General features: G+C 69.6%; 22 protein-coding genes. 2 read left to right on the top strand and 20 right to left on the bottom strand.

Annotation, left to right across the window (positions count from 1 at the left end; all coding sequences use genetic code 11):
• Window positions 1–92: 92 nt before the first annotated feature.
• Window positions 93–1,052, bottom strand: a complete 960-nt coding sequence (locus OG587_RS10315) for an ArsR/SmtB family transcription factor (protein WP_329089101.1) — start codon at window positions 1,050–1,052, stop codon at window positions 93–95.
• Between the two features lie 56 nt (window positions 1,053–1,108).
• On the opposite strand from OG587_RS10315, the gene OG587_RS10310 reads away from it, so the two are divergent.
• Window positions 1,109–2,092, top strand: coding sequence for an NADP-dependent oxidoreductase (locus OG587_RS10310; protein ID WP_329089099.1), 984 nt, complete (start codon window positions 1,109–1,111; stop codon window positions 2,090–2,092).
• 203 nt (window positions 2,093–2,295) lie between these two features.
• Here OG587_RS10310 and OG587_RS10305 read toward each other — a convergent pair whose 3' ends face one another.
• The 18 genes from OG587_RS10305 to OG587_RS10220 all read right to left on the bottom strand — a co-directional run bounded on the left by OG587_RS10305 (window position 2,296) and on the right by OG587_RS10220 (window position 22,230).
• Complete coding sequence (locus OG587_RS10305; protein WP_329089097.1) at window positions 2,296–2,697, bottom strand: MarR family winged helix-turn-helix transcriptional regulator; 402 nt, start codon at window positions 2,695–2,697, stop codon at window positions 2,296–2,298.
• Window positions 2,698–3,051: 354 nt separating this feature from the next.
• On the bottom strand, window positions 3,052–4,062 hold the full coding sequence (locus OG587_RS10300) for a polyprenyl synthetase family protein (RefSeq protein ID WP_329089095.1): 1,011 nt from the start codon (window positions 4,060–4,062) through the stop codon (window positions 3,052–3,054).
• 14 nt (window positions 4,063–4,076) lie between these two features.
• Window positions 4,077–5,627, bottom strand: a complete 1,551-nt coding sequence (gene nuoN / locus OG587_RS10295) for an NADH-quinone oxidoreductase subunit NuoN (RefSeq protein ID WP_329089093.1) — start codon at window positions 5,625–5,627, stop codon at window positions 4,077–4,079.
• A complete protein-coding gene (locus tag OG587_RS10290) occupies window positions 5,624–7,219 on the bottom strand; it encodes an NADH-quinone oxidoreductase subunit M (protein WP_329089091.1) in 1,596 nt (531 codons plus the stop codon). Before OG587_RS10290 ends, nuoN begins: the two co-directional genes overlap by 4 nt.
• On the bottom strand, window positions 7,219–9,081 hold the full coding sequence (nuoL, locus tag OG587_RS10285; protein ID WP_329093809.1) for an NADH-quinone oxidoreductase subunit L: 1,863 nt from the start codon (window positions 9,079–9,081) through the stop codon (window positions 7,219–7,221). The genes OG587_RS10290 and nuoL overlap by 1 nt, the downstream gene beginning before the upstream one ends.
• 66 nt (window positions 9,082–9,147) lie before the next feature.
• Complete coding sequence (nuoK, locus tag OG587_RS10280; protein WP_329089089.1) at window positions 9,148–9,444, bottom strand: NADH-quinone oxidoreductase subunit NuoK; 297 nt, start codon at window positions 9,442–9,444, stop codon at window positions 9,148–9,150.
• The gene (locus OG587_RS10275) at window positions 9,441–10,277 is read right to left on the bottom strand and encodes an NADH-quinone oxidoreductase subunit J (protein ID WP_329089087.1); all 837 of its coding nucleotides are present in this window, start codon (window positions 10,275–10,277) and stop codon (window positions 9,441–9,443) included. The genes nuoK and OG587_RS10275 overlap by 4 nt, the downstream gene beginning before the upstream one ends.
• Window positions 10,270–10,785: an NADH-quinone oxidoreductase subunit NuoI gene (nuoI, locus tag OG587_RS10270; protein WP_329089085.1), complete on the bottom strand. Its 516-nt coding sequence runs from the start codon at window positions 10,783–10,785 to the stop codon at window positions 10,270–10,272. Before nuoI ends, OG587_RS10275 begins: the two co-directional genes overlap by 8 nt.
• Window positions 10,772–12,121: an NADH-quinone oxidoreductase subunit NuoH gene (nuoH, locus tag OG587_RS10265; RefSeq protein WP_329089083.1), complete on the bottom strand. Its 1,350-nt coding sequence runs from the start codon at window positions 12,119–12,121 to the stop codon at window positions 10,772–10,774. Before nuoH ends, nuoI begins: the two co-directional genes overlap by 14 nt.
• Window positions 12,121–14,751 (bottom strand): NADH-quinone oxidoreductase subunit G, encoded by a 2,631-nt coding sequence (locus OG587_RS10260; RefSeq protein ID WP_329089081.1) that lies wholly within the window; start codon window positions 14,749–14,751, stop codon window positions 12,121–12,123. The genes nuoH and OG587_RS10260 overlap by 1 nt, the downstream gene beginning before the upstream one ends.
• 79 nt (window positions 14,752–14,830) lie before the next feature.
• Window positions 14,831–16,117, bottom strand: a complete 1,287-nt coding sequence (gene nuoF / locus OG587_RS10255; protein ID WP_329089080.1) for an NADH-quinone oxidoreductase subunit NuoF — start codon at window positions 16,115–16,117, stop codon at window positions 14,831–14,833.
• A gap of 130 nt (window positions 16,118–16,247) precedes the next feature.
• Window positions 16,248–17,000: an NADH-quinone oxidoreductase subunit NuoE gene (gene nuoE / locus OG587_RS10250; protein WP_443075523.1), complete on the bottom strand. Its 753-nt coding sequence runs from the start codon at window positions 16,998–17,000 to the stop codon at window positions 16,248–16,250.
• Entirely contained in the window at window positions 16,997–18,355 is a 1,359-nt protein-coding gene (locus OG587_RS10245; RefSeq protein WP_329089079.1) for an NADH-quinone oxidoreductase subunit D, read from the bottom strand. Before OG587_RS10245 ends, nuoE begins: the two co-directional genes overlap by 4 nt.
• The gene (locus OG587_RS10240; RefSeq protein WP_329089078.1) at window positions 18,352–19,038 is read right to left on the bottom strand and encodes an NADH-quinone oxidoreductase subunit C; all 687 of its coding nucleotides are present in this window, start codon (window positions 19,036–19,038) and stop codon (window positions 18,352–18,354) included. Before OG587_RS10240 ends, OG587_RS10245 begins: the two co-directional genes overlap by 4 nt.
• Complete coding sequence (locus OG587_RS10235; protein WP_030916695.1) at window positions 19,035–19,586, bottom strand: NuoB/complex I 20 kDa subunit family protein; 552 nt, start codon at window positions 19,584–19,586, stop codon at window positions 19,035–19,037. Before OG587_RS10235 ends, OG587_RS10240 begins: the two co-directional genes overlap by 4 nt.
• A 2-nt stretch (window positions 19,587–19,588) precedes the next feature.
• Window positions 19,589–19,948, bottom strand: a complete 360-nt coding sequence (locus tag OG587_RS10230; protein ID WP_329089076.1) for an NADH-quinone oxidoreductase subunit A — start codon at window positions 19,946–19,948, stop codon at window positions 19,589–19,591.
• Window positions 19,949–20,078: 130 nt separating this feature from the next.
• The gene (locus OG587_RS10225) at window positions 20,079–21,356 is read right to left on the bottom strand and encodes a geranylgeranyl reductase family protein (RefSeq protein ID WP_329089073.1); all 1,278 of its coding nucleotides are present in this window, start codon (window positions 21,354–21,356) and stop codon (window positions 20,079–20,081) included.
• A 148-nt stretch (window positions 21,357–21,504) separates the two neighbouring features.
• The gene (locus tag OG587_RS10220) at window positions 21,505–22,230 is read right to left on the bottom strand and encodes a demethylmenaquinone methyltransferase (RefSeq protein WP_329089071.1); all 726 of its coding nucleotides are present in this window, start codon (window positions 22,228–22,230) and stop codon (window positions 21,505–21,507) included.
• Window positions 22,231–22,308: 78 nt separating this feature from the next.
• Between OG587_RS10220 and OG587_RS10215 the strand changes: the two genes are divergently transcribed.
• Window positions 22,309–23,649 carry a hypothetical protein gene (locus OG587_RS10215; RefSeq protein WP_329089067.1) on the top strand — a complete coding sequence of 447 codons (1,341 nt, stop codon included), beginning with the start codon at window positions 22,309–22,311 and terminating at the stop codon, window positions 23,647–23,649.
• Here the strand turns inward: OG587_RS10215 and OG587_RS10210 are convergent.
• On the bottom strand, window positions 23,633–23,830 hold the full coding sequence (locus OG587_RS10210; protein ID WP_329089065.1) for a DUF4229 domain-containing protein: 198 nt from the start codon (window positions 23,828–23,830) through the stop codon (window positions 23,633–23,635). The genes OG587_RS10215 and OG587_RS10210 overlap by 17 nt on opposite strands.
• Window positions 23,831–24,007 lie beyond the last annotated feature (177 nt).

Below are 24,007 nucleotides of genomic sequence, written 5' to 3'. Positions count from 1 at the left end.
CTTGACCTGATCGGGCCATCTCAGGAACGGCCCTTCGTGCCAACCGCCGGGCGGCGACACGGGGCCGGTTCTCAGCCGGCGTCGACAGCCGGTCATGGACCCGTCAGCAGGTCCGCGACCTCCGTTCGGGCGTAGAGCACGACCCGGCCGACGCGGGACCGGGTCAGCAGACCCGACCTGAGCAGCACCTTGAGGTGCTGGGACACCGCGCTCGGGGTCACGCCGAGCCGTCCGGCGAGTTCCGTGGTCGACATCGGCCCGTCCAGGATCGCGAGCAGGTTCGCCCGGGACCGGCCGATCAGCTCGGCGAGCGCTTCAGGCGCCCGGGACTCCCCTCGTTCCCAGAGGGTGCCGATGCCGCGGGCCCGGTAGATCACGGTCGGCGGTTCCTCCGGACCGACCGGGCTGATGGTCTGCGGCACGAACAGCGCGGGGATCAGCCAGAGGCCGCGTCCGGCGACGGCCACGTCGTACTCGAGGGTCTGCCCGGCGAAGACGCGCAGCTCGCCGCCGCCCCAGCGCGCCCGCTGATCCAGCTCGGTCATCATCGAGGCCGCCCCGTCGCGGGCCAGCCGCCGGGCCCGGTAGAGCATGTCGGCTTCGAGCACGGCTCGCATCCGGGGCCAGTGGGGCTCGATCGCCAGATGCCAGTACCGCCCGAGCGCCTCGGCGACCACTTCGGGCCCCTGGCGCAGCACGGCTGGGATCGGATGGCGCCCGTAGACGTGCCGGATGTCGGCCGTCGCCTTGTCCGGATCGGTTTCGCGTACCCGGCGCAGCTCCTCGTCGATGCCGGGCAGCGGCGTGTCCGGCCGGGGCGTGACGAAGTCGGGCAGCCAGCCGCGCTCCGCGCCGATCAGGGCGTCGAGCAGGGTGGCATCGGCCGTGGGCGACGCGGCGAGCATCGTGCGGGTCCGCCTGATCCACGGCAGGTGCAGCGCGTGCCGTTCCGGCCAGCGCAACGCCCAGAGGCTCGTGACCGCTTCAAGCAGCGGCGAGCAGGCGAAGCGCATGTCGGCGAGGTCGTCGACCTCCAGGCGGTAGCTGACCATTAAGCCATACGCTAAATCATTGTCCTGCGACCGGCTGAGAGCGGTTGGCTGGGCCCATGGCTGTTCTTGTGCATCAGGTGGCGCGCCCCGACGGGTGGCCCGCCGCCGACCAGTTCTCCTATGTCGAGGTCCCGACTCCGGAGCCGGGACCCGGTGAGGCGCTCGTGGAGAACGTCTACCTGTCCGTCGACCCCTACATGCGCGAGGAGATGGACGAGCGCGCGCTGGGCACGCCGATGGAGGGCAGGGCGATCGGGCGCGTGGTCGAGTCCCGTGACCCCGCCCTCCCCGTGGGCGAGCTGGTGTCCCACCGGCAGGGTTGGCGCAGTCACGCGGTGGTGGCGTCCGGCGGGGTACGCGTCCTGCGGGAGTCGCCGGGAGTGCCGCTCTCCGCCTATCTGAGCCTGCTCGGTGGCACCGGCCTGTCCGCCTACGTCGGACTGACCCGTGTGGCCCGCCTGCAGCCGGGCGAGACCGTGTTCATCTCGGCCGCCGCGGGCGGTGTCGGCAGCGCCGCCGGCCAGATCGCCAGGCTGCTCGGCGCAGGCAGGGTGATCGGCAGCACCGGTTCGGCGGCCAAGGCCGAGCACCTGCTCAAGGATCTGGGCTTCGACGCGGCCCTGAACTACCGGGCCGGCGACCTGGCCGCCCAGCTCGCCGCCGCGGCCCCGGAGGGCGTGGACGTCTATCTCGACAACGTCGGCGGTGATCACCTCGAGGCCGCCATCGGCGCGATGCGCGACCGGGGCAGGATCGCGTGGTGTGGGGCGGTGGCGCAGTACAACACCCTCACGCCGCCGCCCGCACCGCGCAATCTCTTCGACATCGTGGGCAAGAGCCTGCGCCTGGAGGGCTTCATGGTCCGCGACCACGTCCATCTCCAGTCCGAGCTGGAGGACTTCCTCATCCCCCACATCCGCAGCGGCCATGTCGTGTTGGACGAGACCGTCGTCGTCGGGTTGCCCAACATGGTCGACGCCTTCCTGAGCATGCTCCGCGGCGGCAACACCGGAAAGATGATCGTCAAGGTCGCGCCGTGAGGCGTCCGGCCGATCCGGCTCTGTCCGACGCCTGGCAGAAGCGCGCCACCGGCCGGCCCATCACCCGATCCCTGATCGTCTACGACCACTGACCAGACTTTCGTCCAGCTGGTCGCCCCCGGCAGGCCCGGCGCAGGAACTCGCAGAGGAACCCCTGGCACACCCCGTGGCGTCACAGGGTGGCGCCACGGGGTCCGGGACGATCAGGAGCCGCGTACGGCGAGAACCAGCGGGGTGAGGTCCGGGTCGACGCCGGCCTGCTCCAGGGCCGCGGCCAGGGAGCGCTCGTAGGTGGGCGTGGCCCCGGCCAGGCGGGCGCGTCCCTCGTCGGTGATCACCGAGTAGACGCCGCGGCGGTCGTCGGAGCACAGGTCGCGCCGGGTCATCCCGGCCTCCTCGAGCCGGGCGACGAGGCGGGTCACCGAGCTCTGGTTGAGCCCCACCGCCTCGGCGAGCTCCTGCATGCGCATGCAGCCGCCGGGGACGGTGGCGAGCCGTACCAGTGCGCGGTACTCCGACAGGCCGAGGCCGTGCCCGCGCTGGAGGGCCTTGGTCAACTCCGCCTCCACACGTGCGTGCAAGAGGGCGAAACGGTCCCACGACATGGTGATTCCTCCTGGAGTGTTCTATCGGCAGGAGTCTACATGCACGTACAATATTTGCTTAGACATGCAAGGAACATCGTGGAAGACGCACGAAAAACCCGGCTCGGCCGGGTGGGCGAGCCGGGTGATCACTCTTGCGCCGACCGGCCCGGACGCTTCACGACGTGGTCGCACACTGTCAGGCTAACGGGACCGGCCGGAACACCCGCGACGCGGTCACGCGGTGCCAGGGGGAAACGGGACCCCATGTGGACGCACCGTGCCGGGGAAGCGGTACCGCCCGGAACACCCACCACGTGGACGCGCAGCGCCGAGGAAACAGTGGCAGGAAAGCGTGCCGGAAAAGCGCGGTGGTCAGCCGGAACGCTCCACCACGTAGTCGCACAGTGCCAGGTAGGCGGCGCGGGCCGGGATGTCGGGAAGGCTCGCGAGGTCCTCGCGGGCGCGGTCGGCCCAGGCGAGCAGCTCGGCGCGGGCGCGCTCCATGGCGGGGTCGGCGCGGAGCAGGCGCAGGGCCTCCTCGATGTCCTCCTCCGCCACCGGACCGGCCAGCAACTCGCGCAGGCGGGCGCTCTCCGGGGCGTCCGAGGCGGGGGCGTCCGAGGCGAGGACGTAGAGCACCGGCAGGGTCCGGATGCCCTCGCGCAGGTCGGTTCCGGGTGTCTTGCCCGACTCGACCGTCTCTGAGGCGACGTCCAGCAGGTCGTCGCCGAGCTGCCACGCGACCCCGATCGCCTCGCAGGCCCGGGTCAGCCGCTCGACCACCTGGGGCGAGGCGCCGCTGAGCATGGCGCCGAACCGGCCCGAGGTGGCGATCAGCGAGCCGGTCTTGTCGGCCAGCACCCCGATGTAGTGAGCCACCTGGTCGTCACCGGGGCGGGGGCCGATGGTCTCGCGGATCTGGCCGCGCACCAGGCGGGAGAACGTCTGGGCCTGGATCCTGATGATGTCGGGGCCGAGGTCGGCGAGGATCTCCGACGCCTGGGCGAACAGGTAGTCGCCGGTCAGGATGGCCACGGTGTTGTCCCAGCGGGCGTTCGCCGACGGGGAGCCCCGGCGGACCGGGGCCTCGTCCATCACGTCGTCGTGGTAGAGCGTCGCCAGGTGGGTCAGCTCGATCACCACGGCTCCGGGCACCACACCCGCGGCCTCCGGCGAACCGAACTGGGCGGCGAGCAGGACCAGCATGGCCCGGAACCTCTTGCCGCCGGCCTCGATGAGGTGCTTGGACGCCTCCGTGACGAAGGCGTCGTCGCTCTGCACCGAGGACCGCAACAGCTTCTCGACCTCTGCCAGTCCGGTAGCGAGGTCCTGCGCCAGCCGCTCGTCGACAAACGGAAGATCAACAACCGGTGGCGCAGCCATGAAACGTTACTCCTCTAGCGAATGAACAGCGCGGACGCAGCCTGATCCGCGAGATCGAGCACCGGCTGCGGGAAGACCCCGAGCACTACCGTAGCCGCTGCCGCCAGGGCGACCACAGCCGAGGTGCCCACCGTGGGCGCCGCGATGGACGGCCCGTCGGCGGAGGGCTCGCTGAAGAACATCAGCACGATGACGCGGACGTAGAAGAACGCCGCGATCGCCGAGCTGACCACACCCACGACGACCAGCGGCAGGGCGTCACCGGCGACCGCCGCCGAGAAAACGGCGTACTTACCGAAGAAGCCGCTCGTGAGCGGGATGCCGGCGAAGGCCAGCAGGAAGAAGGCGAAGATACCCGCCAGGATCGGGGAGCGCTTGCCCAGGCCGGCCCACCGGGACAGGTGCCCGGCCTCGCCTCCCGCGTCGCGGACCATGGTGACGACCGCGAAGGCGCCGACCGTGGTGAAGCCGTACGCGGCCAGGTAGAACAGGATGGCCGAGAGGGCCTGCGCGTTCTGCTCGGCGGCGCCGATCGCGACGACACCGGTGAGCAGGAAGCCCGCGTGCGCGATCGAGGAGTAGGCGAGCATCCGCTTGATCTCGGTCTGGGTGATGGCCAGGACCGCGCCGACGATCATCGTCAGGATCGCGACGCCCCACATGACCGGCTTCCAGTTCCACTCAAGACCGCCCAGAGCCACCCAGAAGACCCTGAGAACGGCTCCGAAGGCCGCGACGAGCACGGTGGAGGCCATCAGAGCGGTGACCGCGGTGGGCGCGCCCTGGTAGACGTCAGGCTTCCACGCCTGGAACGGCGCGGCTCCGATCTTGAAGAGCAGGCCGATGCCGAGCAGCGCGGTACCGATCAGCAACAGTGTCTCCTGGCCGCTCGTCGCGCTGAGCGCGGCGCTGATGGCCTTCAGGTCCACCGACCCGGCGTAACCGTAGATCAGGGCCATCCCGTACAGGAAGAAGGCCGAGGAGAACGCGCCGAGCAGGAAGTACTTGACCGACGCCTCCTGCGAGAGCAGGCGGCGTCGGCGGGCCAGGCCGCAGAGCAGGTACAGCGGCAGGGACATGACCTCAAGGCCGACGAACATGATCAGCAGGTCGTTGGCGGAGGCGAAGAGCAGCATGCCGCCGACCGAGAACAGCAGCAGCGGGTAGACCTCGGTCTGGGCGTACCCGCTGAGGATCGCCTCCTCCTCGTCGGGGCTTCCCGGCACCGCCGCCGCCTGCGCGACGAACTGCTCCTCGTCGTTGATCAGGAGCGTGCTGACCAGGGCCAGAACGAGGATGATGCCCCAGATGAACAGGGACGGCCCGTCCACCGCGACCGAGCCCATCGCCGCCGGGGCGTCCGGCAGGCCGTTGACGGCGTTGAGCACCGTCATCAGGAACGCGCCGAGCAGGGCGAGCAGCGTGAGCGGCATGTGGATCGACTTGCGCAGGTAGCGGGGCGCGAACGCCTCGACCAGCACGCCGATGATGGCCGCGCCGAAGACGAGCAGCATCGGCGAGAGCAGCGCGTACTCGATCACTGGGGGTTGGATGGTGCCGTTCACTCGCCGGCCCCCTTCTGGTCCGCCACGGCGGGTTTGGGTTGTTCGATGTTGATGCTGGTGAGCGTCTTCTCCACCGCGGGGTTGATCACGTCGAGCACCGGCTTGGGGAAGAAGCCCAGGACCAGGAGCACCGCGATCAGCGGGGCCACCACGAACTTCTCACGCCGGTCGAGGTCGGGCATACCGAACGCCGGCTTCTTCGGGGAGCCGGGCAGGACGTGCGCCGCCTCCTCCGGGGAGCCGGCCACGGCGAACGCCGGTTCCTTCGGGGCGCCGGTCATCATGCGCTGGTACATCCACAGGATGTAGACGGCCGCCAGGACGACGCCGCTGGTCGCGATGATCGCCGGGACCGGGTAGCGCTCGTAGGTGCCGAGCAGGACCATGAACTCGCTGACGAACGTGGACAGGCCCGGCAGGGAGAGCCCGGACAGCCCGGCGATCAGGAAGGTGCCCGCGAGCAGCGGGGCGACCTTCTGCACGCCTCCGTAGTCGGCGATCTGGCTGGACCCCCGGCGGTAGATCAGGAAGCCGGCGATCAGGAACAGCGCGCCGGTCGAGAAGCCGTGGTTGACCATGTAGAGGGTCGCGCCCGCGCCCGCGTTCGAGGTCATCGCGAAGACACCCAGCGCGATGAAGCCGAAGTGCGAGATCGAGGTGTAGGCGATCAAGCGCTTCATGTCGGTCTGGCCGATCGCCACGACCGCGCCGTAGACGATGCCCACGACCGCCAGCACGATCACCAGCGGGGTGAAGAACTTGGACGCCTCGGGGAACAGCTCCAGGCAGAAGCGGAGCATCCCGTACGTGCCGACCTTGTCCAGCACGCCCACCAGCAGCACCGCGGCGCCGGCCGGGGCCTGCGCGGCGGCGTCGGGCAGCCAGGTGTGGAACGGCCACAGCGGCGCCTTGACCGCGAACGCGATGAAGAAGCCCGCGAAGAGCCACTTCTGCGTGGTCGGGTCCTGAACGGCCGCGATCAGCTCGGGGAACATGAAGGTGTTCTTCCCGGCGACCACGTAGAGCGCGATCACCGCGACCAGCATGAGCAGGCCGCCGAAGAGCGAGTACAGCAGGAACTTCACGGCCGCGTAGGACCGCTGCGCCCCGCCGTACGACCCGATCATGAAGTACATCGGGATGAGCATGGCTTCGAAGAAGACGTAGAACAGGAAGACGTCGGTCGCCGCGAAGACGCCGATCATCATCGCTTCCAGCACCAGCAGCAGCGCGAAGTAGGTCTTCACCGACCGCTTGGGCGGGGCCGCGGCCCCGGAGCCGTCGGCGTCGTGCCAGGAGGCGAGGATCACGATCGGCACGAGCACCGCCGACAGCGCGATCAGCACCAGGGCGATGCCGTCGACGCCGACGCCGTAGTGGACGCCGAACCTCGGGATCCACTCGTAGACCTCGGCGAACTGGAAACGCGTCTCGGAGGCCGGGTCGAACCGGACCGCCAGGACAACGGTCAGCGCCAGCACGACCAGCGAGACCACCAGGGCCAGCTGCTTGGCGAGCTTGTCACTCTTGACAAGGGAGACACCCACCGCGCCCAGAACGGGCACGGCCATCAGGGTCGAGAGCCAGGGCATCACATGTTCCCTACGTAGAGCAGCGCGCCAACGACCACGGCGGCACCGAAGAGGATGGACAACGCGTAGGACCGCACGTAGCCGGTCTGGATGCGACGCAGCCGCCCGGAGGTCCCGCCGATCCCCGCCGCCAGGCCGTTGACCAGGCCGTCGATGCCGCGGTTGTCGAAGAACACCGCGATGCGGGCCAGCCACTGGCCGGGGCGCATGAACAGCGCCTCGTTCAGCGCGTCGCCGTACAGGTCACGGCGGGCGAAGGTGGTGAGGAACGAGCCGCGCGGAGCGACCGCGGGCACCTCGGCGGCACCGTAGCGGAACCAGGCGAAGGCGACGCCGACGGCGACCAGCGCGAGCGTGGCCAGGCCGGCGGGGGTGAAGGGGTCGAATACGGGCTCGTGCTCGGGCGCGCCGACCGCCGGGGCGAGGAACCTCATGAACCGGTTGTCCAGGACCAGGAAGGCGCCCAGGACGATCGAGCCGATCGAGAGCAGGATGAGCGGCACGGTCATCACCGAGGGCGACTCGTGCGGGTGCGCGTCGTCGGCCCAGCGCTTCTTGCCGAAGAAGGTCATGAAGACCATCCGCGACATGTAGAAGCCGGTGATGCCCGCGCCCACGACCGCGAGCCAGCCCAGGATCGGGTTCTGGTGCATGGCCGTCTCGATGATGCCGTCCTTGGTGAAGTAACCGGACAGCAGCGGGAAGCCGATGATCGCGAGGTAGCCGACGATGAAGGTGGCCGCGGTGACCTTCATCACCGAGAACAACCCTCCGTACTTGCGCATGTCGACCTCGTCGTTCATGGCGTGCATGACCGAGCCCGCCCCGAGGAACATGTTGGCCTTGAAGAAGCCGTGCCCGATCAGGTGCGCGATGGCGAAGGCGTAGCCCACCGGGCCGAGGCCCGCGCCGAGCATCATGTAGCCGATCTGCGACATCGTCGAGCCCGCGAGGCCCTTCTTGATGTCGTCCTTGGCGCAACCGATGATCGCACCGGCGAGCAGCGTGGCCACACCGACGATCGTCACGACGAGCTGCGCGGTCGGGGCGGCCTCGAAGAACGCGCCCGAGCGGACGACCAGGTAGACGCCCGCGGTGACCATGGTCGCCGCGTGGATGAGGGCCGAGACCGGGGTCGGGCCCTCCATCGCGTCCAGCAGCCACGACTGCAGCGGCAGCTGGGCCGACTTGCCGCAGGCGCCCAGGAGCAGCAGCAGGCCGATCGCGGTGATCGTGCCCTGCGAGGCAGCGCCGGAATCCAGCGCCCCGCGGACGGTCTCGCCGGACAGCTCGCCGAAGGCGACCGTGCCGAACGTCGTGAAGACCGTGAAGATCGCGATCAGCAGGCCGAAGTCACCGACGCGGTTGACGATGAAGGCCTTCTTCGCCGCGGCCGCCGCCGAGGGCTTGAACTGCCAGAACCCGATGAGCAGGTACGAGGCCAGGCCCACGCCCTCCCAGCCGATGAACAGGGCGACGTAGTTGTCGGCCAGCACCAGCAGGAGCATCGCCGCGACGAACAGGTTCAGGTACGCGAAGAACCTGCGCCGGTCGACGTCGTGCGACATGTAGCCGATCGAGTAGATGTGGATCAGCGATCCCACACCGGTGATCAGCAGGGCGAAGCTGATCGACAGCGGGTCGATCAGCAGCCCCATGTCGGCGACGCCGGGGATGAACTGGTAGAGCGCGACGCCCTGGCGGCGCTGGTCCGGGGACAGTCCGAGGATCTCGACGAAGGCGGCGACCGCCACCACGAAGGCGCCCAGGGACATCGCGACGCCGAGGAGGTGTCCCCAGCGGTCGGTGCGGCGCCCGCCCAGCAACAGGACCGCGGCGCCGAGCAGCGGGAGTGCGATCATGAGCCAGGAGACTCCGATCACGCCCCCGGAATGCTGGATGATCTCAGCGGGTTCCACGGCCACCTCTTAGTACTTCAGCAGGTTGGCGTCGTCCACCGACGCGGACCTGCGGGTTCGGAAGATCATCACGATGATGGCGAGGCCGATGACGACCTCGGCCGCGGCCACCACCATCACGAAGAACGCGATGATCTGGCCGTCCAGGTTGCCCTGCTGCCTGGCGAAGGTGACGAACGCGAGGTTGCAGGCGTTGAGCATGAGCTCCACGCACATGAACACCACGATCGCGTTGCGCCGCACCAGCACACCGACGGCGCCGATCGCGAACAGCAGCGCGGAGAGCACCAGGTAGTGAGTGGTCACTTGCCGTCCTCCTGCTGGAGTGCCGCGTCCCTCACATGGACGGGCTCGTCGTCCGGATCGGAGTCACGGCCCTGTGCCGCGTCCTTCTCCAGGACCTGCTTGATGAGCGCCGCCTTCGCCGGGTCGGTCGGCGCGAAGCCGTCCTCGATCTCGTGCCGGGCGAGCACCCGGTTGATGGACTTCTCCGCGACCGTGCCGTCGGGCAGCAGGGCCGGCATGTCGATCGCGTTGTGCAACGCGTAGGTGCCGGGCCCCGGCAGCGGCGAGGGCTGCGGGCCGTTGAAGCGGGCGCGGGCCAGGTCGCGCTGGGTGGCCTTGGGCCGGACGCGCTCGCGGTGCGCCAGCACCATCGCGCCGAGCGCGGCGGTGATCAGCAGCGCCGAGGTGACCTCGAAGGCGAAGACGTATCTGGTGAAGATCAGCTGCGCCAGGGAGGGCACGTTGCCGCCCGCCTCCTTCACGGCCCCGGCGAGGCCGGTGGGCGCGGCGTAGGTGGCGTTGCCGACGCCCAGGGCGAGCAGGGCCGCGAAGCTCAGGCCCGCGACGGCCGCCCAGAGGCGCTGTCCCTTGATCGTCTCGACCAGCGAGTCGGCGGAGTCGACGCCGACGAGCATCAGGACGAACAGGAAGAGCATCATGACCGCGCCGGTGTAGACGATGATCTGCACCGCGGCGAGGAAGGGGGCGTCCTGGACCGCGTACAGCACGGCCAGCGACAGCATGACGACGCCCAGCATCAGGGCCGAGTAGACCGCCTTGCGGCTGAAGACGAGCCCGAAGGCGGCCCCCACCGAGACGACCGCGAGAACCCAGAACGTGATGGTCTCACCCATTGTTGCGTCCCAGCCGGTAGTAGTCCTCTTCGGTCTCGCCGAGACGCATGGCGTGCGGCGGGGCCTCCATGCCGGGACCGAGCGGCGAGAGCAGCATCTCCTTGGTGTAGATCAGGCTCTCACGACTGCTGTCGGCGAGGTCGTACTCGTTGGTCATCGTGAGCGCCCGTGTCGGGCACGCCTCGATGCACAGGCCGCACAGGATGCACCGCAGATAGTTGATCTGGTAGGTGCGCCCGTAACGCTCACCCGGCGAGAACCGCTCCTCGTCGGTGTTGTCCGCGCCCTCGACGAAGATCGCGTCAGCCGGGCAGGCCCAGGCGCACAGCTCGCAGCCGATGCACTTCTCCAGGCCGTCGGGCCAGCGGTTGAGCTGGTGCCGGCCATGGAAGCGCGGAGCCGTGGGCCGCTGCTCCTCGGGGTAGTTGACCGTCTCGACCTTCTTGAACATCGTGTGGAAGGTCACGCCGAACCCCTTGATGGGGTTCAGCCAATCAGTTGCTCCCACTGGGAACCTCCTTGCGCGCTACACCGTGGTAGTGCGGCAGGTCGAGCGGCGGCACCGGGAAGCCACCCGCGGACGGCTCGGCTTGGAGTTGCTCGAACTCGGCCTCGACCTGGGCGGCCTTGGCCTCCTTGCGCCTCTGCAGCACGCTGTCGAAGCGCCACCAGATCCCGAGGCAGGCGATCATCACGAGCGCGGCCAGGATGAGCACGAGCGAGCGGTCGACGCTCTCCAGCTGCAGGGCCCTGACCGTGGCGACGAGCAGGATCCAGGCCAGGTTGACCGGGATGAGGATCTTCCAGCCGAGGGCCATCAGCTGGTCGTACCTGACGCGCGGCAGCGAGGCCCGGCACCAGATGAAGAAGGAGAAGACCAGCACCATCTTGAGGAAGAACCACAGCAGCGGCCACCAGCCGGCGTTCGCCCCGTCCCACATGGAGATCGGCCACGGGGCCCGCCAGCCGCCCATGAACAGGGTGATGGAGACCGCGGAGACCACGAAGACGTTGACGTACTCGGCGAGCATGATGACCGCGAACTTCAACGAGTTGGAGTACTCGGTCTGGAAGCCGCCGACCAGCTCGCCCTCGCCCTCGGGCAGGTCGAAGGGGACCCGGTTGGTCTCGCCCAGCATCGTGACGATGTAGATCAGGAAGGACGGGATCAGCAGGATCATGTACCAGGAGGGCATCGAGAACTGCACGCCGAACAGGGTGACCACCCCGCCCGTCGCCTGTGCCGCGACGATCTCCGAGGTGGAGAGGGTCCCGGCGAACAGGAAGACGCCCACGAACGACAGGCCCATCGCGATCTCGTACGAGACCACCTGGGCACTGGCCCGCAGGCCGCCGAGCACCGAGTAGGGGGAGCGCGAGCCCCAGCCGGCCAGCACGATGCCGTACACGCCGATCGAGGCCATCGCGAGCACCAGCAGCACCGCGACCGGCAGGTCGGTGAGCTGCAGCGGCGTCTGGACCCCGAACATCGAGACCATCGGGCCCATCGGGATGACGGAGAAGGCCAGGAAGGCCGGGACCGCCAGGACGACCGGGGCGATGAAGTAGATCACCTTGTCGACGGTCCGGGGCATCAGGTCTTCCTTCAGCCCCATCTTGAGACCGTCGGCGACCGACTGGAGCAACCCGAACTTGCCCGCCCGGTTGGGGCCGTACCGGTTCTGCATGCGGGAGATGAGCTTGCGCTCGAACCACACGCCGAACAGCACGCCCAGCATCAGGACGATGAAGATGACGGCGGCCTTGATGATGCTGATCCAGAGCGGGTCCTTGCCGAAGTCGGCGAGGGTCGGATCGGCCGCTAGAAGAGTCCGGGCATTCATTACCGCTCCTCGTTAGCTTCGCCGGCGGCACGTGCCTCGCCGGCCGTCGTGCCGGTGGCACGCTCGTCGGGCCCCGTGTCAGTGCCCACGACGGTGCCCGCGACGGTACTCGCCGGACCGGGCGTGACCGGGGCGGCGACGACGGGCGCGACCGAAACGGCGCTGCCGGGCGTGACCTGGCTCGTGGCGGCGGGCGCGGCGTTCCCGGCGGAGGCGCCGACCCTGACCACGTCACCGGCGACGGCGCGCAGGTCCCGGGTGACCGAGCGGCCCGCGGAGTTGGCCGGCAGCCACACCACCCGGTCGGGCAGGTCCGCGATCCGCACGGGCAGGCTCAGCGAGCCGTACTCGGTGCCGACGACGATCTCGCCGCCGTCGACCAGGCCGGACTCGGCCGCGGTGGACTCCGACACCAGCGCCACGGCCGGGCGGGCGGTGCCCGCCAGGTACGGCTCCCCGGCCTGCAGTCGGCCGTCGTCGAGCAGCAGGTGCCAGCTGGCCAGGACGGCCTCTCCGGCCTCCGGCCTGGCGGCGGCCCGGCCGGCCGCCTCCGGGGCGGCGGCCCTGGGGCCGCGCCACGCGCCGATCGCGCTGAGCTCGCGGCGGGCGGCGGCGGGGTCGGGCAGGCCGAGGTGCACGTCCATGGCGTCGGCGATGGCGGAGATGACCCGCAGGTCACTCATGATCCCCGGAACCGGGAGCGCCTCCTCGAAGGTGCGCCCGCGTCCCTCCCAGTCTACAAAGGTGCCCGACTTCTCGGCCACCACGGCGACGGGGAGCACCACGTCGGCGCGGTCGGTGACCGCGCTGGCGCGCTGCTCCAGGCTCACGATGAACGGGGTGTTCTCCAGGGCGAGCAGTGCGGCCTGCGGCGCGGCCAGGTCGTAGGGGTCGACACCGGCGACGACGAGGGCGTCGATCCGGCCGTCGAGCGCCGCCGCCAGCATGGCGGTGGTGTCGCGGCCCTCGGCCTCGGGCAGGGAGGAGACGTCCCACGCCCTGGCCACCTCGGCGCGGGCGGTCTCGTCGCCGACCGGGCGGCCGATCGGCAGCAGGTTCGGCAGCGCCCCGGCCTCGACGGCCCCGCGCTCACCGGCGCGGCGCGGGATCCAGGCGAGACGGGCGCCGGTGGAGTCGGCGAGCCGCAGCAGCGCCGACAGCGCGCCCGGCACGGTGGCGAGCCGCTCACCGGCCAGGATGATCGCGCCCGGCTGCCTGATCGCCTCGGCGGCGAGCGCGTCCGCGGCGGCCAGGTCGTCCAGGACGGCGGTCTCCGAGCCCGGCACCGCCGGGATCAGGGTGCCGCCCATCTTGGCCAGCCCGGGACCGGCGAACGGCGCGACCGAGAAGACCTTCAGTCCCTTCTTCCGCGCCGCCTTGCGCAGGCGCAGGAAGACGATCGGCGACTCCTCGTCGGGCTCGAAGCCCGCCAGGAGCACCGCGGGCGCCTTCTCCAGGTCGGCGTAGCGGACCTCGATGCCCCTGCCCGCGACGGCGTGCGCCAGGAACCGCGCCTCCTCCTCGGAGTGCGGCCTGGCGCGGAAGTCGACGTCGTTCGTGCCGAGGGCGATCCGGGCGAACTTCGCGTACCCGTACGCCTCTTCGACGGTGAGGCGACCGCCGACCAGCACGCCCGCGCGCCCGCGCGCCGCGGACAGGCCCTTGGCCGCCGCGGCGAACGCCTCGGGCCAGGAGGCCGGGACCAGGCGTCCCTCCTCGTCACGGACGAGGGGGGTCCTCAGCCGGTCCGGCTGGGTCGCGTAGGTGAAGGCCCAGCGGCCCTTGTCGCAGTTCCACTCCTCGTTGACCTCGGGGTCGTCCCCGGCCAGGCGGCGGGTGACCTTGCCGCGCCGGTGGTCGGTGCGCAGGGAGCAGCCGCTCGCACAGTGCTCGCAGGCGCTGGGCGTGGAGACCAGGTCGAACGGGCGGGCCTGGAAGCGGTACGCGGCACCGGTCAGCGCGCCCACCGGGCAGATCTGCACGGTGTTGCCGGAGAAGTAGGACTCGAACGGGCGGCCGTCGGCGGTGGCGACCTGCTCCTTGGCCCCTCGCTCGAAGAAGTCGATGAGCGGGTCGCCGGCGATCTCGTCGGAGAAGCGGATGCAGCGCGCGCACTGAACGCAGCGCTCGCGGTCGAGCAGCACCTCGGAGGAGAGCGCGACGGGCTTGTCGAAGGTCCGCTTCTTCTCGGTGAAGCGGCTCTCGCCCTGGCCGTTGGACATCGCCTGGTTCTGCAGCGGGCACTCGCCGCCCTTGTCGCAGACCGGGCAGTCGAGCGGGTGGTTCAGGAGCAGCAGCTCCATCACGCCGCGCTGCGCCTTCTCGGCGACCGGGGAGGTGAGCTGGGTCTGGACGACCATGCCCTCGGCGACCTCGATCGCGCAGGAGGGCTGCGGCTTGGGGAACCCCCGGCCGTTGCCGGCGTCGGGGATGTCCACCAGGCACTGGCGGCAGTTGGCGGCCGGCTCCAGCAGCGGGTGGTCGCAGAACCGGGGGATCTGGATGCCGAGCAGCTCGGCCGCCCGGATGATCAGAGTGCCCTTCGGGACGCTCACCTGGAAGCCGTCGATGGTGACGGTGACCAGGTTCACCGGCACCTGCTGCGCCGGGGTGGTGGCTTCGACGGTCATGGCGTCTCCTCCGTCGGCCTCATGACCGAGACGGTGCTGTGCTTGCCGGTGTGCTTGCCGGTTGCCTGGGTCCGCGCGCTCACTGGGCACCCCACACCGTGGACGGGGCGTGATCGAACGGGCAGCCGCCGATCTCGAAGTGCTTGAGGTATTCGTCGCGGAAGTATTTCACCGACGAGTGGATGGGGCTGGTCGCACCGTCGCCCAGGGCGCAGAAGGAGCGTCCCAGGATGTTGTCGGCGATGTCGGTGATCGTGGTCAGGTCCTCTTCGGTGCCCTGACCCTTCTCCAGCCGCTTGAGCACCTGCTTGAGCCAGAAGGTGCCCTCCCGGCAGGGGGTGCACTTGCCGCACGACTCGTGCGCGTAGAACTCCGTCCAGCGGAGCACGGCGCGCACCACGCAGGTGGTCTCGTCGAAGATCTGCAGGGCCCGGGTGCCGAGCATCGAGCCCTTCGCCCCGACGGACTCGAAGTCCAGCGGGACGTCGAGGTGCTCGTCGGTGAAGATCGGGGTGCTCGACCCGCCGGGGGTCCAGAACTTGAGCCGGTGGCCCTCGCGGATGCCGCCGGACATCTCCAGCAGCTCACGCAGCGTGATGCCGAGCGGGGCCTCGTACTGGCCGGGCGTGGTCACGTGGCCGCTCAGCGAGAAGATGCCGAAGCCCTTGGACTTCTCAGTGCCCATCCCGGCGAACCAGTCGGCGCCGTTGGCGATGATGGAGGGAACACTCGCGACCGACTCGACGTTGTTGACGACGGTCGGCGAGGCGTACAGGCCCGCCACGGCGGGGAAGGGGGGCTTGAGCCGAGGTTGGCCGCGATAGCCCTCCAGCGAGTCGAGCAGCGCCGTCTCCTCGCCACAGATGTAGGCGCCGGCCCCGCTGTGCACGACCAGCTCCAGGTCGAAGCCGGAGCCGAACAGGTCGGTGCCGAGATAGCCCTTGGCGTACGCCTCGGCCACGGCCGCCTGCAGGCGGCGGATGACGTGCACCACCTCGCCGCGCACGTAGATGAAGGCGTGGTTGGCCCGGATCGCGTACGCGGTGATGATGACGCCCTCGACCAGCGAGTGCGGGTTGGCCATCATCAGCGGGATGTCCTTGCACGTGCCGGGCTCGGACTCGTCGGCGTTGACCACCAGGTAGTGCGGCTTGCCGTCCCCCTGGGGGATGAAGCCCCACTTCATGCCGGTGGGGAAGCCCGCGCCGCCCCGGCCGCGCAGTCCGGAGTCCTTGACGGCCTGGATGACGGCGTCGGGGTCCATGCCCAGCGCCTTCTTGGCCGCCGAGTAGTCGCCGTAGCCCTCCAGGGTGAAGGAGTTGGGCTGGTCCCAGTTCGCGGTGAGAACCGGGGTGAGAGTGGTCACTTCGTCTCCTCGCCTGACAGCCCGTCGCTCCGTGACGAGGCCGTGCCGTGCCCGCTGGCACGCTCGTTACACCCGCACGCGCCGGTCTGACCGATACGCCCGCTCGTGGTGGCTCCGCGTCGTAGCACGCTCACGCCTCCGGAGCCTTCCATCCGTTGGCCTTGGCGATCCTCAGGCCCTCCAGGGAGGGGCCGTTCGCCGAGGGGCCGTCGCCGGCCAGGCCGTCGGGCAGCCCCGCGAGCACCCGCGAGGCCTCCTTGAACGTGCAGAGCTTCTTCGGGCCCCGGGTCGGGGAGATCTCCTTGCCGTCCCGGAGGTCGTCGACGAGCTGCTTGGCCGAGGCCGGGGTCTGGTTGTCGAAGAACTCCCAGTTGACCATCATCACCGGGGCGAAGTCGCAGGCGGCGTTGCACTCCAGCCGCTCCAGCGAGACCTTGCCGTCGGGGGTCGTCTCGTCGTGGCCGACGCCGGCGTGCTCGGACAGCTCGTCCCAGATCTGGTCGCCGCCCATGACCGCGCAGAGTGTGTTGATGCACACGCCCACGTGGTACTGGCCCATCGGCCTGCGCTTGTACATGGTGTAGAAGGTGGAGACGCCCACCACCTCGGCCTTGCTCAGGCCGAGAATCTCGGCGCAGAACTCGTGGCCGTCGTCGGAGACGTAGCCGTCCTCCGACTGCACCAGGTGCAGCAGGGGCAGCAGGGCCGACCGCGGCTTCGGGTAGCGGCCGATGATCTCCTTGGCGTCGCGCTCCAGGCGCTCACGCACTTCCGGCGCGTACCCCTTGGACACGGTCGCGCTCACCTCCTCGCCGCCCGCGCGGGCGGCCTCGCCGCTCGTCGAGCCTGCCCTGCCGTCGGCCGGGCCCGTAGTCGCGCTCATCGGTCGACACCTCCCATCACCGGGTCGATCGAGGCCACCGCCGAGATGACGTCGGCGACCATGCCGCCCTCGCACGTCGCGGGCATGGCCTGCAGGTTCGTGAAGGACGGGTCGCGGAAGTGTACGCGGTAGGGGCGGGTTCCGCCGTCGCTGACCACGTGGGCGCCGAGCTCGCCGCGGGGCGACTCGACCGAGGCGTACGCCTGCCCGGCCGGGACCCGGAAGCCCTCGGTCACCAGCTTGAAGTGGTGGATCAGCGCCTCCATGGAGCCGCTCATGATGTGCGCGATGTGGTCGGGCGAGTTGCCCAGGCCGTCGGGGCCGAGCGCGAGCTGCGCGGGCCAGCCGATCTTCTTGTCGTCGACCATCACCCGGTCGTTCTTGAGCGGCCCGGAGAGGCGGTCGAGCGCCTGCTCAATGATCTTGAGCGACTCCTCCATCTCGGCCACCCGTACCAGGTAGCGGCCGTAGACGTCGGCGGTCTTCTCCGTCGGGACGTCGAACTCGTAGGTCTCGTAGCCGCAGTAGGGCTGCGACTTGCGCAGGTCCCAGGGCAGGCCGGCGGCCCGCAGCATCGGGCCGGTGACGCCCAGCGCCATGCAGCCGGTGAGGTCGAGGTAGGCGACGTCCTTGGTGCGGGCCAGGTAGACCGGGTTCGCGTCGAGCATCTTGCGCATGTCCTTGATGCGCCCCGGCATGACCTTGAGCAGCTCGCCGACCTTGTCGACGGCGCCGGCGGGCAGGTCGACGGAGACGCCTCCGGGCCGGACGTAGGCCATGTTCATCCGCAGGCCGGTGATGTACTCCATCACGTCGAGCACCATCTCGCGCTCGCGGGACCCGAAGAGGAACGGCGTGGTCGCGCCCAGCTCCATGCCGAAGGTGCCGATGGCCACCATGTGCGAGGAGATCCGGGTGAGCTCCATCATCATCACGCGGATGGCCTGGGCCCGCTCGGGGATCCGGTCGGTGATGCCCAGCAGCCGCTCGACGCCCATGCAGTAGGCGGTCTCGTTGAAGATCGGCGCCAGGTAGTCCATCCGGGTGACGAACGTCGTGCCCTGGGTCCAGGTCCGGTATTCGAGGTTCTTCTCGATGCCGGTGTGCAGGTAGCCGATGACCGTGCGGGCCTCGGTGACCGTCTCGCCGTCCAGGTTCAGGATCAGGCGGAGCACGCCGTGCGTGGACGGGTGCTGGGGGCCCATGTTGATGACGAGCTGCTGGTCCTGCTGGCCGGAGAGGGTCTCGACCAGCTCCGTCCAGTCGTTGCCCGAGACCGTGTAGACCTTGCCCTCGGCGGCCTCGTCGTACGAGGACCCGAGGGTCTCCTTGGTCTCCTGGTAGGGGACGCTCATGTGTAGGACCTCCTCTGGTCCGGCGCGGGGATCTCGGCGCCGCGGTACTCGACCGGGATGCCGCCGAGCGGGTAGTCCTTGCGCTGGGGGTGACCGTCCCAGTCGTCGGGCATCATGATGCGGGTCAGCGCCGGGTGCCCGTCGAAGATGATGCCGAAGAAGTCCCAGGTCTCGCGCTCGTGCCAGTCGTGCGTCGGGTAGACCGAGACCGTGGAGGGGATGTGCCGGTCGTCGTCGGGGCAGGAGACCTCGACGCGCAGGCGGCGGTTGTGCGTGATCGAGCACAGGTGGATCACCGCGTGCAGCTCCTGGCCCGCCAGGTGGGGGTAGTGCACGCCGGAGACGCCGAGCGAGAGCTCGAAGCGCAGCGCGGGGTCGTCGCGCAGGGTCTTGACGACGTCGAGCAGGCGCTCGCGTCTGACGTGGAAGGTCAGCTCGCCGCGGTCGACGACCACGCGCTCGACGGCGTCGCCGAGATCGCCGCCGAGGGCGCGCTCCAGCTCGTCGGCGATGGTGTCGAAGTAGCCGCCGTACGGGCGGGCGCTGGACAGCTCGGGCTTGCGCCGCACGACGAGGCGGCCGTAGCCCGAGGTGTCACCGGTGCCCGAGGCGCCGAACATGCCCAGGTGGGCGACCGGCTCCTCCGGCACCCTGGGGAGGTTGTCAGCGGGTTCGCTCGTCATTTGGCGGTTCCCTGGTCGATCAGCGGCAGCGTCCGCAGGGCCTGCAGTTCGAGCTCGTCGATCTGCTTGGCACGGTGCGCGCCGAACTTCGTGTTCTGGATCTTGTCGTGCAACTTGACGATCGCGTCGATGAGCATCTCGGGCCGCGGCGGGCAGCCGGGCAGGTAGATGTCGACGGGGACGACATGGTCGACGCCCTGCACGATCGCGTAGTTGTTGAACATGCCGCCGCTGGAGGCGCAGACGCCCATGGCGATGACCCACTTGGGCTCGGCCATCTGGTCGTAGATCTGGCGCAGCACCGGGGCCATCTTCTGCGACAGCCGTCCCGCGACGATCATCAGGTCGGCCTGGCGCGGAGACGCCGAGGCGCGCTCCATGCCGAAGCGCGCCAGGTCGTGCTTGGGACCGCCGGTGGACATCAGCTCGATGGCGCAACAGGCGAGGCCGAACGTCGCCGGCCAGACGGAGTTCTTGCGTGCCCAGCCGGCGACCTGCTCGACCGTGCTGAGCATGAACCCGCTCGGAAGTTTCTCTTCAAGACCCATATCTAGTCCCAGTCCAGACCCTTGCGGCGCCACACGTACGCGTAGGCCACGAGCACGGTGACGATGAACAGCAGCATCTCGACCAGTCCGAAGATCCCGAGCTGGTCGAACGCGACCGCCCACGGATAGAGGAAGATGATCTCGATGTCGAACACGATGAACAGCATCGCGGTGACCATGTACTTCAGCGGGAAGCGTCCTCCGCCCACGGGCTGGGGCGTCGGCTCGATGCCGCATTCGTAGGCGTCGAGTTTCGCGCGGTTCCAGCGCTTGGGACCGGTGAAGGGGGCGATCGTCACTGAGAAGATCGCAAATCCCGCCGCGAGAACGGCGAGCACCAGGATGGGTGCGTACAACTCCATCGCTACGCCTCCTCTCCCATCTCCACGCGCGCCGGCGCGTAGCTCTGCGTTGTGGTGTATTTCGAAAGTCTAGGCAAAGCGATCATCGCCCCCGGCTCCAGGTGCTCGGCACTCGTTGACCTCGTCGACCTCATGCCGGTGGCGCCACCTTCGACAGGGCGTTGATGATGCGATCGGACGCGTCACCCCGCCGGTCGGTGAGATTAGCAAGGAGCTTGAGCGCGAACCGCATCAGGTGCGGGTGCGGCAGCGCGTGACGGGTGGCGAAGTTCATCACACCGCGGTGCCCGATCAGCTCCACGAACCCCCTGCCGAGGGTGAAGTAACCACCGTATGCGTCTTTGAGCGTCTGGGGGTAAGCGCGCAGCACGCGCTCCCGCTGCGCCGGGGTGACCCTGCCGAGCGCCTGGACGATCATCTCGGCGGCGATGTGGCCGGTCTCCATCGCGTACGCGATGCCCTCGCCGTTGAACGGGTTGATCATCCCGCCGGCGTCGCCCACCAGCACCAGGCCCCGCGTGTAGTGGGGCTGGCGGTTGAAGGCCATCGGCAGCGCGGCGCCCCTGATGGGGGCCGTCATGTTCTCCTCGACGTAGCCCCACTCGGGGGGCATGCCCTTCACCCAGCGCTTGAGCAGGTCGCGGTAGTCCATGCCCTTGAAGGACTCGCTGGTGTTCAGCAGCCCCAGGCCCACGTTGGAGGTGCCGTCGCCGACGCCGAAGATCCAGCCGTAGCCGGGCAGCAGGGTGTCGCCGTCCCACAGCTCCAGCCAGGTCTCCAGGTAGTCGTCGTCGTGGCGGGGGCTCTCGAAGTAGGTTCGCACCGCGACGCCCATCGGGCGGTCCTCGCGCTTGTGCAGCCCCATCGCCAGGGAGATGCGGGTGGAGTTGCCGTCGGCGGCGACCACCAGCCGCGAACGGTAGGTGACCTCCTCGCCGTCCCGCTTGGCGACCACGCCGACGATGTGCCCGCTGCGCTCGTCGAGGACCGGGGCGGTGACGTTGACCCCCTGCAGCAGGCGGACGCCCGCCTTGACCGCGTTGGCGGCCAGGATCTCGTCGAAGTCCTGGCGGGTGCGGACCAGGCCGAAGTCGGGGTAGCTCGACAGCTCCGGCCAGTCGAGCTCGAAGCGCATCCCGCCGCCGACCACGCGCAGGCCCTTGTTGCGGACCCAGCCGGGGGCGTCGATGTCGATCCCCATCGCGATGAGCTGCTTGACCGCTCGGGGCGTCAGCCCGTCGCCGCAGACTTTCTCACGGGGGAAGGTGGTCTTCTCGAGCAGCAGGACGTCGAGCCCGGCCTGCGCGAGATGGAAAGCGGTTGTCGAACCGGCGGGCCCGGCGCCGACGACGATGACGTCGGCGTCAGCCTCAGCGACTTTCCGCTGTGTGGCGGCTGGCACGGTCACGGGACCTGTCCTGTCCTACATGCTTTGGGGCCTCGGGGTAAGGGGCCTTTCGTTCCTTTGTGAAGGTCTTCACAAACTTGTCGGGCCGAAGTCTAACGCCTTTGCAGGGCAAAGTGTCAGGCGGGTGTTGCTATCGCCCGCGAATCTTCTAAGCGGGCTTGTACGCACGGTGAAGGGCCACGATCCCGAACGTCAGGTTGCGCCAGGCGACCCGTTCCCAGCCCGCTCCCTGAATGATCTTCGCCAGCCCCGCCTGGTCCGGCCAGGCCCTGATCGACTCCGCCAGATACTCGTAGGAGTCGTCGTTGGAACCGAAGAGCCTGGCGGCCTGCGGCATCAGCCTCATCAGGTACTGCGAGTACACGAGGTCGAAGGACTTCGGCGTGGGGTGCGAGAACTCCAGGATCACCAGCCGCGCGCCCGGCCTGGCCACCCGGTACATCTCGCGCAGCGCCTGGCCGGTGTCGTGCACGTTGCGCAGCGCCGTGGAGATCGTCACCGCGTCGAAGACGCCGTCGGCGAAGGGCAGCCGCAGCGCGTCGCCCGCGACGAAGCTGACGCCCCGCACTCCCCCTCCGGAGACGCCCGAGCCGCCCCTGCGCCTGACCCCGGTGCTCAGCATGCCGAGCGAGAAGTCGGAGGCGATGGCGCGGGCGCCCAGCGTGGTGAACGCGTCGGTGGACGTACCGGTGCCCGCGCCGAGGTCGAGGACCAGCTCACCGGGGCCCGCGTCGACGGCCGCGGCGGTGGCCTTGCGCCACAGCCGGACCTGGCCCAGGGAGATAACGTCGTTGACAAGGTCGTACCGCCTGGCCGTGCGATCGAACATCGCGGCGACCTCGTGCGGCTGCTTGTCCAGAGAAGCGCGCGTCATGGCTCCCACCCTAGGGCCGCCCCGACAATCCACGGAAAGTAGTCATTCCATTACCCAGAGCATGCTAAAAATTGTCGAATGTTTGCCAGAGCCACTTACGCGCTGGTCGCGGCCCTGATCCTGGTCCCCCCGGGGATCGCCGCCGCCGGCACCACGAAGCACAGCAGGGTCGTCTCGGCCGATCCGGTGAACACGACCCCCCATGTGCTCGACGGGATCGTCAACGCCATCGCACTGGTGGGCGGCACGGTGGTGGTCGGCGGCTCGTTCGGCGAGGTGCGCGAGGCCCGGGGCACCCGGGTGCTGCCGCGCGCCAACCTCTTCGCCTACGACCTGGCCACGGGCCGGATCCTGCCCGGCTTCGCGCCGCGCCTCGACCGCCCGGTCCAGGCCCTGGCGGCGGGGGTCCGCGGCACCGTCTACGCGGGCGGGCGGTTCACGAGGGCCGGCGGCGCGCAGACGCGGGGCCTGGCCCTGCTCCGGCTCTCCGACGGCTCCCCGGTCGCCCACTTCGACGCCCAGGTCCGCGGCGGCACGGTCACCAGCCTGGCCAGGCTCGGCCGCCACCTGTACGCGGGCGGCGACTTCACCCACGTCGGCCGCGTCGCCCGTACGGCACTGGCCAGGCTCGACGCCGTCACCGGCGCGGCCGACCCGTCCTTCACGATCGAGCCCGGCGCGCCCAGGGGAGGCAGGACCAGGGTCCACGCGATCTCCCTCAGCCGCGGCATGCTCGCGGTCGGCGGCGACTTCACCACCCTCGGCGGCCTGCCGCGCGCCCAGCTCGGCCTGATCGCCGTCACACCTCCGGCGGCCACCGCCCCGGACGCCTCCACGCCGGACGCCACCGTGTCCGGCACCCCCGCGCCGGGCCTCGCCGCCTCACCGGCCGCGGTCGCGCCGTGGCGGACCGACGCCTACCGGGGCAGGTGCATGGCCGACTTCCCCGGCTACGTGCGGGGCCTGGACTTCGCCCCCGACGGGAGCTATCTCGCCGTCGTCACGACCGGCGGGCCGGGGGGCCGGGACAGGATGTGCGACACCGCCGCCCGCTTCGAGACCGGTGCGCGCGGCGCGGTGGAGCCGACGTGGGTGAACCACACCGGGGGCGACTCGCTGTACGCGGTGGCGGCGACGGGGTCGGCCGTCTATGTCGGCGGGCACCAGCGCTGGCTGGACAATCCCGGCGGCCACGACTCCGCGGGCCCCGGAGCGGTGGCGCGGCCGGGCATCGGCGCGATCCATCCGCGCACCGGCAAGGCCCTGACATGGAACCCGACGAGGGCACGCGGAATCGGGGTCAAGGCATTCCTCGCGCATCCCGGCGGATTACTGGTTGGTAGTGACACAACCCGCCTTGGTCACGAGTACCATGCCCGAGTCGGCATGTTCCCGTTGCCGATCACTCCCGATTCTTAGTGATTCGCTCGCTCACCGCGTCCCTCTGCTTCGAGAGCAGGACGTAACTGGCCACACCGCTGACCAGGAATGCGGCGATCAACAGGACCAGGGGCTGGCGCAGGCCGAGGATATAGAGCACTCCCAGGCTCACGGCCAGTAGGCCGACCCGGGACGCTGTGTAAACGATGACGGGATGCACAGCGTCGAGGCTACGTCACTCCACTCACAGCGTCGCGATCGCGGTGGCTGTACGGGTAACTCTTCGCATCGACTGCGAGCGCTGCTAGTCTTCCCAAGAGATCTGTTTCGTAAAGAAACACCCACGAGAGTCCCAAAAAGGCTCTATCATATAACAATCGGGCAGGCAGTAGATAAC

The organism is Streptosporangium sp. NBC_01469 (assembly GCF_036227305.1).
GTDB lineage: Bacteria > Actinomycetota > Actinomycetes > Streptosporangiales > Streptosporangiaceae > Streptosporangium.
The sequence above is the reverse complement of the archived record's forward strand: the minus strand, read 5'-3'. Positions and strand labels throughout refer to the sequence as shown.